This is a genomic window from Erwinia sp. AC075 (assembly GCF_979253995.1).
Map to the genome: position 1 here is coordinate 3,522,703 of NZ_CEEDEU010000001.1, position 15,422 is coordinate 3,538,124.

Here is a 15,422-nt window from a genome sequence, read left to right on the forward strand (position 1 = left end):
TTTCCTGTTTAGAACTTGAATCCACGGTGCAGTGCAACGATGCCACCGGTGAGATTGTGATACGTGGTGTTTTCAAAGCCCACGTCTTCCATCATCTGCTTGAGTGTGTCCTGATCCGGATGCATACGGATGGATTCGGCCAGATAGCGATAGCTCCCGGAATCCTTCGCCACCAACTCGCCGATGCGCGGCAGGATATGGAAAGAGTATGCGTCATAGGCCTTGCTTAGCGGTTCCAGCACCGGCTTGGAGAACTCCAGCACCAGTAAACGGCCGCCCGGCTTCAGTACGCGGAACATGGACGCCAGCGCTTTCTCTTTCTCGGTGACGTTACGCAAGCCAAAGGCGATGGTAATGCAGTCGAAATAGTTGTCCGGGAAAGGCAGTGCTTCAGCATTGGCCTGCACGTAGTTCACGTTGCCAATGATACCGTTGTTGCGTAATTTCTCACGGCCCACTTTCAGCATCGAGCTGTTGATATCAGCCAGCACCACTTCGCCCGTCTCGCCCACCAGGCGCGAGAACTTCGCGGTCAAATCGCCGGTGCCGCCCGCCAGATCCAGCACGCGCTGCCCACGGCGGACGCCGCTGCAATCGATAGTAAAACGCTTCCAGACGCGGTGGATGCCGAACGACATTAAATCGTTCATCAGGTCATATTTGGCCGCAACGGAATGGAAAACATCTGCCACCATTTCTTCCTTGTCGCTTTTCGCTACGGTACGGAAGCCGAAATGAGTGGTGTCCTTTGATTCATCTGCCATTTGTTTTGCCTGCTCTGCAATCAATTATCTGCCAAGTGTACCAGAGTCCAGCAGGTCAGGCACGCAGCCTGGCGGCTTATTCATTGACTCTTAATGCGCCGTTATCCTGCCCGGAATCGCCATCTGGCTGGGCTTCATCGTCCTCCAGCTCAGCGATATTTTCGGCCGATTCCGGCATGGCCTGTTCAACAAGCCGCGGATTAATCGGCCGTTTCACCTCGATACCCAGCTGACGGAAGCTTTCGGTCTGGGCGATCATATTGCCCCGCCCTTCCGACAGTTTTTTCATTGCCTGACGGTAACTGTCCTGCGCTTTGTCCAGACTTTGGCCCATTGAGGACATGTCATCGACAAACAGGCGCATTTTATCGTAGAGCTTCGCGGCACGATCGGCGATGCGTTGGGCATGGCGGCTCTGATGCTCATAGCGCCAAAGATTGTTAATCGTCCGTAACGCCACCAGCAGGGTGGTTGGACTGACTAACATGATGTTCAGGTTGAGCGCTTCGTTAATCAACTCCGGCTGACGATCGATCGCCAGTAAAAAGGCCGGTTCAACCGGGATAAACATCAACACATAATCCAGGGAGCGTAAACCGGGCAATTGTTGGTAATCTTTTCGGCTCAGCTGACGTAAATGCCCACGAATGGCGGCAATATGCTCGCTGATTGCCGCTTCGCGCTGCGCCTCATCGTCACCGTTGAAGTAACGTTCGTAGGCCACCAGCGTCATTTTGGCATCGATAACCACATCTTTGCCCTGCGGCAGACGCACGATCACATCCGGCTGCATCCTTCCGTTCTGTTCTAACTGAATGGTGACCTGGGTTTCATACTCATGGCCTTCCCGCAGCCCGGAGGCTTCAAGCACGCGGCTCAAGACCACTTCACCCCAGTTACCCTGGGTTTTATTGTCGCCTTTCAGCGCTTTGGTCAGGTTGATCGCTTCCTGCGCCATTTGCGCGTTCAGCTGCTGCAGGTTGCGGATTTCATGCGAGAGGGTATGACGTTCACGGGCTTCCTGGCCAAATCCGTCCTGCACCTGGCGGCGGAAGCCTTCCAGCTGTTCACGCAGTGGCGAAATCAGGCTGTTAAGGCTTTGCTTGTTTTGCTCATCAACGCGGCGGCCACTGTTTTCGAAAATCCGGTTTGCAAGGTTTTCAAATTGCGCGTTCAGCCGCTGCTCGCTGTTGACCAGCAGGCGCTGTTTCTCTTCAGCAGCCATGCGGGTTTCTTCAAGACGGATGGTGACTTCGCGCAGTTCGGCTTCCTGAGAACTGTTGATTTCCAGCTGGTTGCGTAATTCCCGCGTCAGCTGTTCAGTTTCATTGCGCCAGTGATCGAGGTGGTGAAGCTTTTCCTGGGCCGCAGACAGCGTCCCGTGTAGCTGGCGCAACTCGAGCTCATTCTGCCGTTGCGCCTGCTGACAGGTTTCGACCTGCTGCTGCAGCCGTTGACGCTCTTCGCGCAGCTGTTCCGCTGACTGCAGCAGCAATTGCCGTTCGGTTTCCTGCCGGGCTGAGACCTGCTGCCCGCGAAACCAGGCGATTGTCCAGCCTGCCAGCACACCGGCCAGCGCCAGACAAACGCCATAACTGATTGTTGCATCCACCTTTATTCTCCCGCATGGACTTATCTACGGGAAAAGGTAGAGGCCTACTGTATGAATGTCCAGATAAAAAGCGTCAGATTAGGCGGCGCGCCGCATCTACTACGATACGTACCGCATCACTCTCGGTTCTTTTCATCGTTTCCGCATCAGGAATTTCCTGCTGAGTGCGGTTGACGATCACACCCGCCACCATACCGGCCCGCAGTCCCTGACTGGCACACATGGTTAACAGCGTTGCCGACTCCATTTCATAGTTCAGCACGCCCATATCCTGCCATTCCTTCATTGAGTTCTGGAAACGGCTGACGACGCGGCCTGAAAAGGTGTCGTAACGCTCCTGACCAGGATAGAACGTATCGGAAGATGCGGTGATACCAATGTGGGTGGTTGCGCCTGCCGCTTTCGCCGCGTCGACCAGCGCCGTGGTGCAGGTAAAGTCCGCGACAGCCGGGAACTCCAGCGGGGCGAAGTGCAGGCTGGCGCCATCAAGACGCACTGAGCCGGTGGTGACCAGCACATCGCCGACGTTAATCTCTGGCTGAATAGCGCCAGTGGTACCGACGCGCAGGAAGGTGCGCACGCCCAGTTGAGCCAGTTCTTCCACTGCAATAGACGTTGAAGGACCGCCGATGCCGGTGGAACAGACGATCACCGCCTTGCCATCCAGCTCTGCACGCCAGCTGGTAAATTCACGGTGTGAAGCCAGATGGACCGGGTTTTCCATCAATGCCGCAATTTTTTTCACCCGCTCAGGATCGCCCGGCACAATCGCCAAGGTCGCGCCCTGCAAATCCGCTTTTGTTAAACCCAAATGAAAAACGTCTGAGTGTGCCATTTCAAACTCCTGTAACGGGAAAGGGGGATAAGGATCTGGCGGTCACAATAATGCAAAGCTGCCGAAAATTATGTGAATTGCATCACTTCGTCCAATGAAAGTTACATTGAATCAACAACAAGAAGTGACATACATCACATTTAAACACTCTTTCCTTTCGGATTGCCACAACTTGCCCTCACGGTCAGGTAATGGCAGTGTTAATGATGGGTAGAGAGCAACCCCCTGACCCAAACGTAATCCTGGCTATAGTTAGCTGATTGCGCTAATGCATGCATGGAGAGGACAATGAAAACCGACGAGAATACGACTCAAAAAATGAGCAATAATGGGTTCACTCCTGCGGTATCGCCTACCGCATCGACCACGATTATTACTGACAGTGACGCCATCCAGTCAGGTGAAACATCCATTCCTACTCAGGGCGAGAACATGCCCGCTTTTCACGCCAAACCGCGTCATGTCAGCGGCCCACTGCCGGTGATTCTGGTGGTTCAGGAGATTTTTGGCGTGCATGAACACATTCGCGATATCTGCCGTCGCCTGGCTGCCGAAGGCTATCTGGCGGTTGCGCCAGAGCTTTACTTCCGCCAGGGCGATCCTGCTGAATACGACGATATCCCGACGCTGTTTAAAGAATTAGTCAGCACCGTTCCGGATAATCAGGTGTTGGCCGATTTGGATCACGTTGCCAACTGGGCCTCCCGTCACGGCGGCGATATGCGCAATATGGGCATCACTGGCTTCTGCTGGGGCGGACGCATTACCTGGCTGTATGCAGCACACAATCCACAGCTGAAAGCCGCCGTGGCCTGGTATGGCAAAATGGTCGGAGAGAAGACGCTGAAGCAGCAGAAGCAGCCGGTTGATATCGCGGTGGATTTAACTGCGCCGGTGTTAGGACTTTATGGCGGCAAGGATGACAGCATTCCGCAGGAGAGCGTGGAGACTATGCGCCAGGCGCTGCGTGCAGCGAACGCCAAATCGGAAATTATTGTTTATCCGGATGCGGGCCATGCCTTTAATGCCGATTACCGCCCAAGCTATCATGAAGAGTCGGCCAAAGATGGCTGGCAGCGCATGCTCGCCTGGTTCCGGCAGAATGGCGTGAAGTAATAAAAAAAGGGGCGCCAGGCGCCCCACATCACTTCAATCACTCAGAAATCAGGCCGGTTTTTTAGTTTTGCGCAGATTCTGGGCGGCTTGCACCATGTTCGCTAACGCCTGACGCGTTTCTGTCCAGCCGCGGGTTTTCAGACCACAATCCGGATTCACCCACAGACGCTCAGTCGGGATGCGCTTCGCCGCCTTCAGCAGCAGTTCTTCCATCCATTCCACGCCGGGCACGTTTGGCGAATGAATGTCGTACACGCCAGGGCCGATCTCATTCGGGTAATCAAACTCCTCAAACGACTCCAGCAGTTTCATATCCGACCGTGAGGTTTCGATGGTGATCACGTCCGCATCCAGCGCCGCAATCGACCCCATGATGTCGTTGAACTCGCAGTAACACATATGGGTATGGATCTGCGTGTCATCCCGCGCCACGGCAGCGTTCAGGCGGAAGGCATCAACGGCCCATGCCAGATAGGCCGCCCAGTCGGACTGGCGCAGCGGCAGACCTTCACGCAGGGCAGGCTCATCGATCTGAATGATGCCGATGCCGGCTTTTTCCAGGTCCTCCACTTCATCGCGTAGCGCCAGGGCAATCTGCTTAGCGATGGTTTCACGGCTCACGTCTTCACGCGGGAATGACCAGCAAAGGATGGTAACCGGCCCGGTCAGCATGCCTTTCACCGGTTTCTCCGTCAGGGACTGGGCGTATTTCGCCCATTCAACGGTGATCGCCGCCGGGCGGCTGACGTCGCCGATAATAACGGGCGGTTTGACGCAGCGTGAACCGTAGCTCTGCACCCAGCCATTTTGCGTGAAGGCAAAACCGTCGAGGTTCTCGCCAAAATACTCAACCATGTCGTTACGTTCGGCTTCGCCGTGAACCAGCACATCCAGACCCAGACGTTCCTGCTCAGCAATGGCCTGTTTGATATGTCCGGCAATGCCGGTACGGTAGTGATTACTGTCGAGGCGACCCTGTTTGAAGTCCAGGCGCAGGCCACGGATTTCGGTAGTTTGTGGGAACGAACCGATGGTGGTGGTCGGCCAGGCCGGCAGGTTAAAGCGCTTGCGCTGCGCGTCAGCACGTACGCTATAGCCATGATCGCGCTGGCTGTCTTTCGCGGTGATCGCCGCAAGACGTTTGCTGACCGCCGCGTTATGCACCCGACCCGAATCACGGCGGGCACGGATCGGTGCGCTCCAGGCCTCCAGTGACTGCGGGTTATTGTTGTTCAGCGCGTTGCTCAGCAGTGACAGCTCAGCACACTTTTGCAGGGCGAAGGCGAACCAGCTTTTCACTTCGTCGTCCAGGCGGGTTTCGGTACTCAGGTCGATAGGGCTGTGCAGCAGCGAACAGGACGAACCGATCCACAGCTGTTTGCGCTGGGAAACCAGCGGTTGCAGGCGTTCAAACCAGCTACTTAAGTCGGCTCGCCAGACGTTACGGCCATTGATAACGCCGACGGACAGCAACCAGTCGGCAGGGATCCTGGCATTTAGCGCAACGATATCGTCTTTACCCTGCACCAGGTCAACGTGCAGCCCCTGCACCGGCAGCGTACGGAGGGTATTGATGTTAGTGCCGGCGCTGTCAAAGTAGGTGGTCAGCAGCAGTTTGGTGTTGCCCTGCAAGGCATCATAAGCCGGTTTGAAGGCGTTCAGCCATTCCTGCGGCAGTTCCAGCACCAGCGCAGGTTCATCAATCTGTACCCATTCAATTCCGCGGGTAGCCAGCTCGCCCAGCACCTGCTGGTAGACCGGCAGAATGTCTTTCAGCAGGCTCAGTCGGTCAAACTGTTCGCCTTTTACTTTACCCAACCACAGATAGGTTACCGGGCCCAGCAGCACCGGTTTTACGTTGTGGCCAAGAGCCAGCGCTTCATCGACTTCTTCCAGAATTTGTGTCCAGCTAAGTTTGAACTGCTGGCCCTGGGTGAATTCCGGCACCATATAGTGGTAGTTGGTGTTGAACCACTTGGTCATTTCGGCAGCGGCAGCGGGCTCACCCGTGGGTGCCCGGCCACGGCCAAGACGGAACAACGTATCCAGATCGACAGAGCCGTCTTTGTTTTGGTGACGGGCCGGCACGTTGCCCAACATCAGGCTGGTGGTCAGAACGTGATCGTACCAGGCGAAGTCACCCACCGGCACCCGATCAACGCCCGCCTGCTTCTGCTGCTGCCAGTGGCGGGCACGCAGTTCGCGGCCTACCGCCAGTAAATCGTCCTGAGTGCTGTTACCCGCCCAGTAGCTTTCCTGCGCTTTTTTCAGTTCGCGACGCAGACCGACGCGAGGGAATCCAAGTGTGTGGTTCAGAATGGTCATCAGTTCTTTCCTCAGTTGTTGCCCGCTGTCCTTGCAGATGCAATCAGGCTTTTAGACGTCCAGATGTTTACACATCTATAATCCGCAGGTACTGTAGTCACCACAAGCGCAAATTGTTCACTGTCGATGTGAAGGACTCTCATGATCGAACTCAAACACCTGCGGACGCTGCAGGCGCTGCGGACAACCGGTTCGCTGGCGGCCGCGGCGGCCCAGCTTCACCAAACGCAGTCGGCGTTATCTCATCAGTTCAGCGACCTGGAACAGCGTCTGGGCTTTCGGTTATTCGTGCGTAAAAGCCAGCCGCTGCGCTTTACGCCCCAGGGCGAAATCCTGCTGCAGCTGGCGGAACAGGTGTTGCCGCAGATCCAGCAGGCGCTTCAGGCCTGCCACGAGCCTCACCAGACTACGCTGCGCATCGCCATTGAATGCCATAGCTGTATCCAGTGGCTGACGCCGGCGTTGAGTAATTTCCGCCAGAGCTGGCCTCAGGTGGTGATGGATTTCAAATCGGGCGTCACCTTCGACCCTCAGCCTGCCTTGCAGCAGGGCGAGCTGGATATCGTGCTGACCTCCGATATTCTGCCGCGCAGTGGCCTGTTCTATTCGCCGATGTTTGATTTTGAAGTGAGGTTAGTGCTGGCCCAGGATCACCCGCTGGCGAAAGTGGACCATATCTCGCCGGAAGATTTGGCGAATGAAGTGCTGATGATTTATCCGGTGCAGCGTCAGCGTCTGGATATCTGGCGACACTTCCTGCAACCGGCTGGCGTCAGCCCGGCGCTGAAAAGCGTTGATAACACCCTACTGCTGATCCAGATGGTGTCGGCCGGAATGGGGATTGCGGCACTGCCACATTGGGTGGTGGAAAGCTTCGAACATCAGGGACTGGTGGTAACCAAAACGCTGGGTGATGGCCTGTGGAGTCGGCTGTATGCCGCCGTGCGCGATGGTGAACAGCGTCAGCCGGTGACCGAAGCCTTTATCCGTTCTGCCCGCCAGCATGCCTGCGATCATCTGCCGCTGGTCAGAGACGCTTCTCAGCCCGGTGCCGCACTGCCCTCTCCGCTGACCCACTCCTGATTTACCTGCCAGCCTGAATCGCTGGTGGGTTTTCCTGTATCAACGGCCATTTGTCACTATAATGCGCACAACAGCCTTTGATCCCTGATGAGATTTTTATGACTAATAACGACGTTCTGCGCAGCGTGCGCTTCATGCTTAACCTGAGCGATGCGCAGGTTGTGGCAATTTTGGCGCTGGCAGAAACAGAAGTCACCGAAGCCGAAATCAACAGCTTCCTGAAGAAAGACGATGAAGACGGTTTCCGTGAATGCCCGGATGTGATTATGGGCTACTTCCTGAATGGCCTGATTTTCCAGCGCCGCGGCAAAAGTGAAGATGCACCAGAGCCGTCCATCGAGCGCAAGATGACCAATAACATCATGATGAAGAAGCTGCGCGTGGCGTTCGATCTGAAAACCACCGACATTCTCGACATTCTGAAGATGGCGGATTTTGCGGTGGGACAGTCTGAGATTGGGGCGATTTTCCGCAAGCCGGGTCACAAAAACTACCGCGAGTGCGGCGATCAGATCCTGCGTAACTTCCTGAAAGGACTGACCATGAAAATCCGTCCTGCGGTTGTGCCAAAAGCCAAGTAAGTCATAACGGGCAGCAGCAGTCTGCCCGTTTTTCCTGCCCGTTATCCCCGCACGTTCCCCATGCTATCGGCCTTTCACGATCCAGTGTCGGTGCACCAGCAATGAAGCGAAAATAACCGCGGCACCAATAATAAAGCTCGGCCAGTGTGGCTGCTGCTGCCAGATCGCCAGGTTCACCAGCAGTCCGGCGGGCACATGCATGTTGTTCATGATCCCCAGCGTGCCGGCATCAACCTGCGTCGCACCATAGTTCCACATAAAGTAGCCCAGCCCAGACGCCACCACACCCAGCCAGATCAAAATGCCCCACTGCAGCGAAGTTGTCGGTAATTTTTGCGGATTTCCCCACATAAACCACGCCACAACGGCAATCATCGCCGCGCCCAGATAGAACCAGGAGAACGCGGTGTGCTGCGGTACCGGCCGGATTTCCTGCAGGCGCTTATACCCGACCATGCCAATGGCAAAGATGAGGTTCGCCAGTTGCACCAGCATCAGGCCGAACCAGAAATGATCGCTGACTTTGTCGTAGCGGATGATAGCCGCGCCGCCCACCGCCAGCATCGCGCTAAGGGCATAGCCCCAGCGCACGCCGCGGCCGGTCAGCAAATCATAAACCAGCGTCACGTACAGCGGCGTCATCACCGTAAACAGCAGGAATTCCTGCACGCTGAGGTAGAGATAGGCCTGGAAACTGATCAGATACATGATGCCGAGCTGCAATGCGCCCACCGCCATGTACATCAGGATGGTCGAGGCCCGATAGCCACGCCAGCGCAGAAACGGCAGGAACACCACCGCCGCCAGCACTAGGCGCACTAATACCGAAAATACGCTATCGACCTGGCCCGCCAGGTATTCGCCAATCAGGCTAAAAGAAAATGCCCACAAAATTGTGGTGACAATCAGTAACGTCACAATGGAAGACCCTGCTGCGAAAAGTGCGCCCAGTGTAACGAAATGACCGAAGTTGCAGGAAAGTATTTAGTTTACATCTGGCGCTTTTTCATCCTTTCGCACTGTCATAAAAATGTAACATTTGCGTAAACCTTCACAGTCTCAACAGCAGAAAACCCCTATCCTGTGCGCGAAATGGAACATCCCTACGCCCTTTGACGGACGGATCGATGACGTGAGGCGTCCGCGGAGGTTAAAACAACAAGAACGTCGCCATTGGAGGCTTATATGTTAAGTATTTTCAAACCGGCATCTCATCAGCCGCGCGTTGAAGCCAGCCAGGTGGATCCGCTCTACCGCAAGCTACGCTGGCAAATCTTCCTCGGTATATTCTTCGGTTACGCCGCCTACTATCTGGTGCGTAAAAACTTCGCGCTGGCCATGCCCTACCTGATTGAACAGGGATTCTCACGGGGCGATCTCGGCTTCGCGTTATCCGGTATTTCTATCGCTTACGGTTTTTCCAAATTCATTATGGGATCGGTCTCGGACCGCTCTAATCCCCGCTATTTCCTGCCCGCCGGTTTGATCCTGGCCGCTGCGGTGATGCTGTTTATGGGCTTTGTGCCCTGGGCTACGTCCAGCATCATGGTGATGTTTGTCCTGCTGTTTCTCTGCGGCTGGTTCCAGGGCATGGGCTGGCCACCGTGCGGGCGAACCATGGTTCACTGGTGGTCACAGAAAGAGCGTGGCGGCATTGTGTCGGTGTGGAACTGTGCACATAACGTTGGCGGCGGCATCCCACCGTTGCTGTTCCTGCTGGGCATGGCGTGGTTTAACGACTGGAAAGCAGCGCTCTATATGCCGGCGTTCGGCGCGATTCTGGTGGCTGTTTTTGCCTTTGCGCTGATGCGAGACACGCCACAATCCTGTGGTTTGCCGCCGATTGAAGAGTACAAGAACGACTATCCGGTGGATTACGATGAGAAGCATGAAGAGGAGCTGACCGCTAAGCAGATCTTTATGCAGTACGTTCTGCCGAACAAACTGCTGTGGTACATCGCGCTGGCGAACGTGTTCGTGTATCTGCTGCGTTACGGCATCCTCGACTGGTCACCGACCTACCTGAAAGAGGTTAAGCACTTCGCGCTGGATAAATCCTCCTGGGCATATTTCTTCTACGAATACGCCGGGATCCCAGGAACGTTGCTGTGCGGCTGGATGTCGGACAAAGTCTTTAAGGGCAATCGCGGAGCGACCGGGGTGTTCTTTATGGTGCTGGTGACCATTGCCACGGTGATTTACTGGATGAATCCCGCAGGCAATCCGGGGATCGATATGGCCTGTATGATCGTCATCGGCTTCCTGATTTATGGCCCGGTTATGCTGATTGGACTGCATGCGCTGGAACTGGCACCGAAAAAGGCGGCAGGCACGGCGGCAGGCTTTACAGGTTTGTTTGGTTACCTTGGCGGATCGGTCGCGGCAAGCGCGATTGTCGGTTATACCGTGGATTACTTTGGCTGGGACGGCGGCTTTATCATCATGATTGGCGGCTGCGTGCTGGCGGTGATCTTCCTGCTGCTGACCATGCTCAGTGAAAACAAACATAAACAGCAGCTGAAGTCGGCTGAATAACGTGAGACCGCCCCGGATGCGGGGCGGTTATTACGGCTTACACGTTGTACATCTTGCGCAGGTAATGCGGCACCGCGTTATCCGCGTTGCTGCCAATCACTTCCAGCTCCGGCAGGAAATCTTTCAGGCGCTGGTGAGAGTTGCTCATGATGCAGCCTTTGCCCGCCATGCTCAGCATCTCTTTATCATTCATGCCGTCACCAAAGGAAATGCAGTCCTTCAGGCTGTAACCCAGCGATTGCGAGACGGCATCCAGCGCGTGGCCTTTAGAGACGCCACCCGCCATCACTTCCAGACAGGTTGGCAGCGAGAAACTGACGTTAACCCGGTCACCCCAGCGTGCGATCAGCGCTTCTTCCAGCGGGATCAGCAGTTCGGGCTTACCACAGGTAAAGAACACCTTGCTGATGCCATCGGTTGGCAGCGAACCCGGCTGATAGATCTGATAGTTGAAGTCGGACTCACGGAAAAAATCCATCTCTTCAGGGCGATTGCGGTTCAGGAACCACTCTTCATCGCGATAGACGTTGGTGAAGATGTCCTGATGGTCGTGGTGCATCGCAAACAACTCACTGGCGATGTCTTCATCCAGGTTGTGGCTGAACACCAGCTCGCCGGCGGTATTGTGCACGCGAGCGCCGTTGGAGGTGATCATAAACGCATCAATCCCCAAGCTGTCGCGCATCTGGGCGACATCGATATAGTGACGGCCGGTGGCAAAAATAAAGTTCACGCCTTTGCGGGTCAGCAGCGGCAGCGTTTCACGGGCGAAGGAGGAGAGACGGTGATCCGGAGACAACAGGGTGCCATCAAGATCGGAAGCAACGATAGGGTACATAAAACCTCTGGTTTGTCTGTTATCGGGCATGCTTTCTTGCCCGCTAATGAGAGTCATATCTGAGTCGTGCACAATTAGGGATGTCTGGAAAAAAACGCGACGATCGCGTCCAGCGCTTCGGCACGCATGCTGTCTTTTTCAAACAAGATCTCATGACGCGCGCCGTCGATAACAAACGGTTTTCCCCCTTCGCAGGGTTGCCCCGCAGTGGTCATGGCCTGACAGAATAAATCCTGGGCCCGGTTATCCACCACCTTGTCCGCACCGGCCTGCAGCAGCAGCAGCGGCGTGGTGATTTCTTTCGCTTTCTCTAAAATGCTTTGTCCGGCCAGCACGCCTTCACGCACCCAATGGTAGGTTGGACCACCTACCCGCAGGCCGGGGTCGTCAGCGTAAAAGCGCAGATTGCGCCGGTAACGTTCACGGCTGTGGGTCAGCGCATTGATACCAAACGGGCGTGCGCGCCATTTTCCGGTGCCCATCGCATAACCATCACGGAATGCCGGACGTTTCTCTGCCCAGTTCAGGATCTGGTTGGCCATCCATACGGGCATCGGCAGATAGATACCGAACATTGGCGACGCCAGCACCACCGCATCGAACGCTTTCGGCTGTCTTGCCAGCATCAGCGTCAGGATCGCGCCACCCATCGAGTGAGCAAGCGCATAACGATAACGGTAATCGCGGCTGGCAATTTCCTTTTGATACAGCGTTTCCAGATCGTCGACATAGTGGTCGAAGGCTTCTACGTGCCCACGGTGCGAATCCTGCAGCAACCGGCCCGAACGTCCCTGCCCGCGGTGGTCGATAATCACCACATCATAGCCGCAGTGGAACAGATCGTAGGCCAGCTCAGGGTATTTCACGTAGCTTTCGATGCGCCCCGGGCAGAGCAGAATAACGTTATCGTGTTTTGCAGCGCTGAAGCGGACGTAGCGGATCGCCACGTCTTCCACGCCGGTAAATTCACCCTCTTCCCGGCGCTTCCAGAAATCCAGCAGCGGGCCTGTAGCAAAAGCGGCAAACGCCTTTTCACGCGTTGGCCAGCCGTTTTTTCGACCTGTCATCGGCTTCAGCCCTCACTCCCTTCATCCGCTGCGAAAGACCTCACGTCATCCCGTAGCGCAACCGCAAACAATGACGTATTGTGTCACACTTCTGCGCTATCAGGGAGCGTTACCCATGACCATCGAGTGGTGGCTGGCTTATCTTCTTACAACCAGCATTTTAAGTCTTTCCCCGGGTTCGGGTGCCATTAATACCATGAGCACCGGCATCAGCCATGGCTATCGTGGCGCGGTTGCCTCTATTTCTGGCCTGCAGGTCGGTCTGTCGCTGCACATTGTGCTGGTCGGCATTGGGCTGGGCGCGCTGTTCTCCCAGTCCGTTTTGGCGTTTGAAATTCTGAAGTGGGCAGGTGCAGCCTATCTGGTCTGGCTGGGCATCCAGCAGTGGCGCTCTGGCGGCGGTATCGATCTGCAAGCCGTGGCGAAAGCCATGCCACGTCGCAAGCTGTTTAAGCGGGCGGTGTTGGTTAACCTGACTAATCCGAAGAGCATTGTTTTTCTGGCGGCGCTGTTCCCGCAGTTCATCATTCCGCATCAGCCGCAGGCGATTCAGTATCTGGTGCTGGGCGTGACGACGGTGGTGGTCGATATCATTGTGATGATTGGCTATGCCACATTAGCAACGCGCATCGCGGGCTGGATCAAAGGGCCAAAGCAGATGAAGTTGCTGAACAGAACCTTTGGCGGGATGTTTATGGCGGTGGGTGCGTTGCTGGCCTCAGCCCGACGCATTGCCTGACAGGCGAAGCGAAAAGGCCGGGCAGCCAGCCCGGCCTCTGATTGCCTTACTCTTCGTCACCATCGACGTGATCCCGGATCATCACCATAAACGGTTTACCAAATCGCTCCAGCTTCTTCTGCCCTACCCCGTTGACGCCCAGCATCTCTGATGCGGTGATCGGCATCTGCTCGGCCATTTCAATCAGCGAGGCATCGTTGAACACCACATACGGCGGGACGTTGTTTTCGTCGGCAATCGCTTTGCGTAATTTACGCAGCTTGGCGAACAGCTTGCGATCGTAATTGCCGCCGTAAGATTTCTGGCTGCTGCTGCGGGTTTTGACCGTTACCAGCCTTGGCACCGCCAGCATCAGTGAGGCTTCGCCCCTGAGGACCGGCCGGGCCGCTTCCGTAAGCTGTAGGGCAGAGTGCATCGCAATGTTTTGCGTCACCAGCCCGAGGTGGATCAGCTGACGCAGCACGCTCACCCAGTGTTCATGGCTCTGATCTTTACCAATGCCGTAAATCGGCAATTTATCGTGCTGCATATCGCGGATACGCTGATTGTTCGCGCCTCTCAGCACTTCAACAATGTAGCCCATACCAAAACGCTGCCCAACGCGATAAATACCGGATAATGCTTTCTGCGCTTCCACCAGACCATCATAACGGCGTGGCGGATCCAGGCAGATATCGCAGTTGTCGCAAGGCTGCTGACGACCTTCGCCAAAGTAATTCAGTAGCACCAGTCGACGGCAGGTTTGCGCTTCCGCAAAGGCACCCATAGCGTTCAGCTTGTGTCGCTCAATGTCCTGCAACGGACCCGGCGCTTTTTCATCCAGGCAACGGCGCAGCCAGGCCATATCGGCCGGATCGTACAGCATCAGGGCTTCGGCAGGCAGGCCATCGCGCCCGGCGCGTCCGGTTTCCTGATAATAGGACTCGATGTTGCGTGGGATATCAAAGTGCACCACAAAGCGTACGTTGGGCTTGTTGATGCCCATGCCGAACGCCACCGTGGCGACAACGATTTGCAGGTCATCGCGTTGGAATGCTTCCTGAACCTGCGCGCGATGGGCATTGTCCATCCCGGCATGATAGGCGCCGACGCTCAGCCCACGGCTTTGCAACCTGGCGGCGGTGTCTTCCACCTTCGCCCGGCTGTTACAGTAAATGATGCCGCACTTGCCCCGTTGATCCTGCACGTAGCGGAGCAGCTGCTCGGTGGGTTTGAATTTTTCGACCAGCGTGTAGCGGATATTCGGGCGGTCGAAGCTGCTGATTTGGATCAGCGGATCGTCCAGCTGAAGCAGACGCGCAATATCATTGCGGGTGGTTTCATCCGCCGTGGCCGTCAGGGCCATCACCGGCACATCAGGCAGGCGCTGGCGTAGCTGGCCCAGGGCGCCGTATTCAGGACGGAAATCATGGCCCCACTGAGAAATACAGTGCGCTTCATCGACCGCCAGCATGGCTGGATTCCAGTGCAGCAGATTGTCGAGGAAGTTATCCATCATCAGGCGTTCAGGCGCGATATACAGCAGCCGCACTTTACCCGTACGGCAACCGGCCATCACCTCCTGCTGCTCTTCACGGGTCTGGGTGGAGTTGAGGCAAGCGGCCGAAACGCCGTTAGCCAGCAGCTGATCCACCTGATCTTTCATCAGCGAGATCAGCGGAGAGACCACCAGCGTCAGGCCTTCTCTTACCAGCGCAGGGATTTGATAGCAGAGCGACTTACCGCCGCCGGTCGGCATAACGACCAGGCAGTCACGCCCGTTCAGTGAGGCCTGAATGATCGATTGTTGTCCTGGGCGAAAGTGCTGGTAGCCGAAGGTCTCTTGCAGTACCTGTTCCGCCAGCGCTTCCTGATTAATAACTGCCGTTGACACGTATTCCCCAAATCTGATGAGGGGTGAGCGGCGTCAACCACTCACCCAAAAACA

13 protein-coding genes are annotated in these 15,422 nt (G+C 55.9%); 5 read left to right on the forward strand and 8 right to left on the reverse strand.

What is annotated here, in order from left to right:
* Nucleotides 1-8 precede the first annotated feature (8 nt).
* The 3 genes from ubiE to udp form a co-directional block, all read right to left on the reverse strand.
* Nucleotides 9-764: a bifunctional demethylmenaquinone methyltransferase/2-methoxy-6-polyprenyl-1,4-benzoquinol methylase UbiE gene (gene ubiE, locus AC0IXH_RS16570; protein WP_013200271.1), complete on the reverse strand. Its 756-nt coding sequence runs from the start codon at nucleotides 762-764 to the stop codon at nucleotides 9-11.
* A 76-nt stretch (nucleotides 765-840) separates the two neighbouring features.
* Nucleotides 841-2,376 carry a DNA recombination protein RmuC gene (rmuC, locus tag AC0IXH_RS16575; RefSeq protein WP_106382066.1) on the reverse strand — a complete coding sequence of 512 codons (1,536 nt, stop codon included), beginning with the start codon at nucleotides 2,374-2,376 and terminating at the stop codon, nucleotides 841-843.
* A 73-nt stretch (nucleotides 2,377-2,449) separates the two neighbouring features.
* The gene (udp, locus tag AC0IXH_RS16580; protein WP_013200269.1) at nucleotides 2,450-3,211 is read right to left on the reverse strand and encodes a uridine phosphorylase; all 762 of its coding nucleotides are present in this window, start codon (nucleotides 3,209-3,211) and stop codon (nucleotides 2,450-2,452) included.
* Between the two features lie 288 nt (nucleotides 3,212-3,499).
* On the opposite strand from udp, the gene AC0IXH_RS16585 reads away from it, so the two are divergent.
* Complete coding sequence (locus AC0IXH_RS16585) at nucleotides 3,500-4,327, forward strand: dienelactone hydrolase family protein (protein ID WP_053142074.1); 828 nt, start codon at nucleotides 3,500-3,502, stop codon at nucleotides 4,325-4,327.
* A 48-nt stretch (nucleotides 4,328-4,375) separates the two neighbouring features.
* Here the strand turns inward: AC0IXH_RS16585 and metE are convergent, their stop codons facing one another.
* On the reverse strand, nucleotides 4,376-6,652 hold the full coding sequence (gene metE, locus AC0IXH_RS16590) for a 5-methyltetrahydropteroyltriglutamate--homocysteine S-methyltransferase (protein WP_471720733.1): 2,277 nt from the start codon (nucleotides 6,650-6,652) through the stop codon (nucleotides 4,376-4,378).
* 141 nt (nucleotides 6,653-6,793) lie between these two features.
* On the opposite strand from metE, the gene metR reads away from it, so the two are divergent.
* Together metR and AC0IXH_RS16600 are read left to right on the forward strand one after the other, a co-directional pair.
* Entirely contained in the window at nucleotides 6,794-7,735 is a 942-nt protein-coding gene (metR, locus tag AC0IXH_RS16595) for an HTH-type transcriptional regulator MetR (protein WP_013200266.1), read from the forward strand.
* 98 nt (nucleotides 7,736-7,833) lie between these two features.
* A complete protein-coding gene (locus tag AC0IXH_RS16600; RefSeq protein WP_013200265.1) occupies nucleotides 7,834-8,316 on the forward strand; it encodes a YehS family protein in 483 nt (160 codons plus the stop codon).
* A gap of 63 nt (nucleotides 8,317-8,379) precedes the next feature.
* On the opposite strand, the gene AC0IXH_RS16605 is transcribed toward AC0IXH_RS16600, so the two are convergent.
* On the reverse strand, nucleotides 8,380-9,234 hold the full coding sequence (locus tag AC0IXH_RS16605) for a carboxylate/amino acid/amine transporter (RefSeq protein ID WP_013200264.1): 855 nt from the start codon (nucleotides 9,232-9,234) through the stop codon (nucleotides 8,380-8,382).
* A 267-nt stretch (nucleotides 9,235-9,501) separates the two neighbouring features.
* Between AC0IXH_RS16605 and glpT the strand changes: the two genes are divergently transcribed.
* Nucleotides 9,502-10,851 carry a glycerol-3-phosphate transporter gene (glpT, locus tag AC0IXH_RS16610; protein WP_013200263.1) on the forward strand — a complete coding sequence of 450 codons (1,350 nt, stop codon included), beginning with the start codon at nucleotides 9,502-9,504 and terminating at the stop codon, nucleotides 10,849-10,851.
* 37 nt (nucleotides 10,852-10,888) lie between these two features.
* Here the strand turns inward: glpT and yigL are convergent, their stop codons facing one another.
* Nucleotides 10,889-11,689 carry a sugar/pyridoxal phosphate phosphatase YigL gene (gene yigL, locus AC0IXH_RS16615; protein ID WP_053142069.1) on the reverse strand — a complete coding sequence of 267 codons (801 nt, stop codon included), beginning with the start codon at nucleotides 11,687-11,689 and terminating at the stop codon, nucleotides 10,889-10,891.
* 74 nt (nucleotides 11,690-11,763) lie between these two features.
* Nucleotides 11,764-12,756 carry a lysophospholipase L2 gene (gene pldB / locus AC0IXH_RS16620; RefSeq protein WP_471720734.1) on the reverse strand — a complete coding sequence of 331 codons (993 nt, stop codon included), beginning with the start codon at nucleotides 12,754-12,756 and terminating at the stop codon, nucleotides 11,764-11,766.
* Between the two features lie 115 nt (nucleotides 12,757-12,871).
* Between pldB and rhtB the strand changes: the two genes are divergently transcribed.
* Nucleotides 12,872-13,495, forward strand: coding sequence for a homoserine/homoserine lactone efflux protein (rhtB, locus tag AC0IXH_RS16625; RefSeq protein WP_013200260.1), 624 nt, complete (start codon nucleotides 12,872-12,874; stop codon nucleotides 13,493-13,495).
* A 46-nt stretch (nucleotides 13,496-13,541) separates the two neighbouring features.
* Here the strand turns inward: rhtB and recQ are convergent, their stop codons facing one another.
* On the reverse strand, nucleotides 13,542-15,368 hold the full coding sequence (recQ, locus tag AC0IXH_RS16630) for an ATP-dependent DNA helicase RecQ (RefSeq protein ID WP_013200259.1): 1,827 nt from the start codon (nucleotides 15,366-15,368) through the stop codon (nucleotides 13,542-13,544).
* Between the last annotated feature and the right edge of the window lie 54 nt (nucleotides 15,369-15,422).

Excerpts from the sequence above, each read along its gene's own strand:
- metR (WP_013200266.1), top strand. The coding sequence starts at position 6,794 with ATGATCGAACTCAAACACCTGCGGACGCTGCAGGCGCTGCGGACAACC.
- ubiE (WP_013200271.1), bottom strand. The coding sequence starts at position 764 with ATGGCAGATGAATCAAAGGACACCACTCATTTCGGCTTCCGTACCGTA.
- metE (WP_471720733.1), bottom strand. The coding sequence starts at position 6,652 with ATGACCATTCTGAACCACACACTTGGATTCCCTCGCGTCGGTCTGCGT.
- AC0IXH_RS16600 (WP_013200265.1), top strand. The coding sequence starts at position 7,834 with ATGACTAATAACGACGTTCTGCGCAGCGTGCGCTTCATGCTTAACCTG.
- AC0IXH_RS16585 (WP_053142074.1), top strand. The coding sequence starts at position 3,500 with ATGAAAACCGACGAGAATACGACTCAAAAAATGAGCAATAATGGGTTC.
- udp (WP_013200269.1), bottom strand. The coding sequence starts at position 3,211 with ATGGCACACTCAGACGTTTTTCATTTGGGTTTAACAAAAGCGGATTTG.
- rhtB (WP_013200260.1), top strand. The coding sequence starts at position 12,872 with ATGACCATCGAGTGGTGGCTGGCTTATCTTCTTACAACCAGCATTTTA.
- pldB (WP_471720734.1), bottom strand. The coding sequence starts at position 12,756 with ATGACAGGTCGAAAAAACGGCTGGCCAACGCGTGAAAAGGCGTTTGCC.
- yigL (WP_053142069.1), bottom strand. The coding sequence starts at position 11,689 with ATGTACCCTATCGTTGCTTCCGATCTTGATGGCACCCTGTTGTCTCCG.
- glpT (WP_013200263.1), top strand. The coding sequence starts at position 9,502 with ATGTTAAGTATTTTCAAACCGGCATCTCATCAGCCGCGCGTTGAAGCC.